The organism is Shigella sp. FC1567 (assembly GCF_001743015.1).
Taxonomy (GTDB): domain Bacteria; phylum Pseudomonadota; class Gammaproteobacteria; order Enterobacterales; family Enterobacteriaceae; genus Escherichia; species Escherichia coli.
In genome coordinates this window covers 1-1411 of the sequence record NZ_MIIV01000272.1, presented here as the reverse complement: position 1 = coordinate 1411, position 1411 = coordinate 1, and the positions used below count along the sequence as shown (strand labels likewise).

Sequence of the window (1411 nt, the reverse complement as noted above, 5' to 3'; positions counted from 1 at the left end):
AACCGTTCTGACAGCTTCGGCTTTGAACTCTTTAGAGTAACGTTGGTTTTTTCTGCTCATTATTAGCTCCTTCTGATGCCATTCTATTTCAGGAAGGAGTGTCCGTTAAACTCAGGCTACCTCAATCTTCTCTTATTTTGAAATACAGATTCGTCAGATAAGTCAGAAGCCCCAGAAGCAGACTTCCCAGCACACCAATCGCAGCCCACTGTGATGGACTGACCTGATCCAACCACTGCAAAAACCAGTAGCCGGCACTGCCGGCGGAGGTGCCGTAGGCAATGCCCGTTGAAATTTTGTCCATGGATTTCATAGCCTCACCTCCGCAAATAACGGATGGCGTAGTTTTACACTGAGAAATGAAAGGGATTTGAAAAGAAAAAAACGCAAAAGCGGGCGAAACGATATATACAGTAAGGAAAGCACTCTATCCAACAAACCACCCACAGTTAATCGGAATAAAAGCAGAGTGCTTATGAATGATCGCACGCCCGAAGGTTAGTATTTCTGCACAGCAATTTTGCAAAAAAAGGCGATCATTCATAACTTAAACGTCTTTCAGTCACTCCGGGATTTCCCATCATCGCAGACTGAAAGACTCTGACTGGAGCGGGCAGCGGGAATCGAACCCGCATCATCAGCTTGGAAGGCTGAGGTAATAGCCATTATACGATGCCCGCATATGGTGCCGACTACCGGAATCGAACTGGTGACCTACTGATTACAAGTCAGTTGCTCTGCCTGCTGAGCTAAGTCGGCGCTGGCCCACCACCGAGGACTCGAACCTCGCACCGTCAACTTAGAAGGTTGATGCTCTATCCGGATGAGCTAGTGGTGGTTGGTGGCCCTTGCTGGACTTGAACCAGCGACCTGGCGATTATGAGTCGCTCGCTCTGACCAACTGAGCTAAAGGGCCGGAGGCAGAATAATAACCATATGTCATCACATCTGCAAACTCATCTGACCACCAGCACGTTTAACGTCCTGTGCCGTTTTTCAGGTATAAAAAAACCCGCATAAAGCGGGCTCTTTCAAATGTCCATGTGAAGTGGTCAACAAAAACTGGCCACCGAGTTAGAGTTTTTCCAGTATCGATTTTCCGATTCGTTTGGGGGTAACCCACCGTTATATTCGTGCGGTCTTAGTGCGCTGTAATATCCAACGATATAGTCCGTTATGGCGTGAGCTGCCTCGCTGGGTAATGCTGCCAACTTACTGATTTAGTGTATGATGGTGATTTTAAGGTGCTTGCGTGGCTTCCATTTCCATCAGATGTCCTTCCTGCTCCGCTACTGAAGGCGTGGTGCGTAACGGCAAAAGCACTGCCGGACATCAGCGCTATCTCTGCTCTCATTGCCGTAAAACATGGCAACTACAGTTCACTTACACCGCCTCTCAGCCCGGTACGCAC

The 1411-nt window shown here is 48.4% G+C and carries 2 protein-coding genes, 4 tRNA genes and 1 pseudogene; 1 reads left to right on the top strand and 6 read right to left on the bottom strand.

All coding sequences use genetic code 11. The features are described 5' to 3' along the window. Nucleotides 1-121: 121 nt before the first annotated feature. The 6 genes and pseudogenes from BHE85_RS15485 to BHE85_RS15460 all read right to left on the bottom strand — a co-directional run. Nucleotides 122-313 carry a phage holin gene (locus BHE85_RS15485; RefSeq protein WP_000839568.1) on the bottom strand — a complete coding sequence of 64 codons (192 nt, stop codon included), beginning with the start codon at nucleotides 311-313 and terminating at the stop codon, nucleotides 122-124. Between the two features lie 292 nt (nucleotides 314-605). Beyond that, a tRNA-Gly gene (locus tag BHE85_RS15480) sits at nucleotides 606-680 on the bottom strand. Between the two features lie 3 nt (nucleotides 681-683). After that, nucleotides 684-759 (bottom strand) — tRNA-Thr (locus BHE85_RS15475). Nucleotides 760-761: 2 nt separating this feature from the next. Beyond that, nucleotides 762-838, bottom strand: a tRNA-Arg gene (locus tag BHE85_RS15470). Between the two features lies 1 nt (nucleotide 839). Then, nucleotides 840-916 (bottom strand) — tRNA-Ile (locus BHE85_RS15465). 136 nt (nucleotides 917-1052) lie between these two features. Further along, nucleotides 1053-1196: pseudogene (locus BHE85_RS15460) on the bottom strand (IS3 family transposase); the annotation flags it as partial. Nucleotides 1197-1252: 56 nt separating this feature from the next. Between BHE85_RS15460 and BHE85_RS15455 the strand changes: the two are divergent. Continuing rightward, nucleotides 1253-1411 (top strand): IS1 family transposase (locus BHE85_RS15455; protein ID WP_032277379.1); only part of this gene is annotated, 159 nt, incomplete at its 3' end.

Bases quoted from the DNA above. Each gene is read 5' to 3' on its own strand.
- BHE85_RS15485 (WP_000839568.1), bottom strand. From the start codon at position 313: ATGAAATCCATGGACAAAATTTCAACGGGCATTGCCTACGGCACCTCC.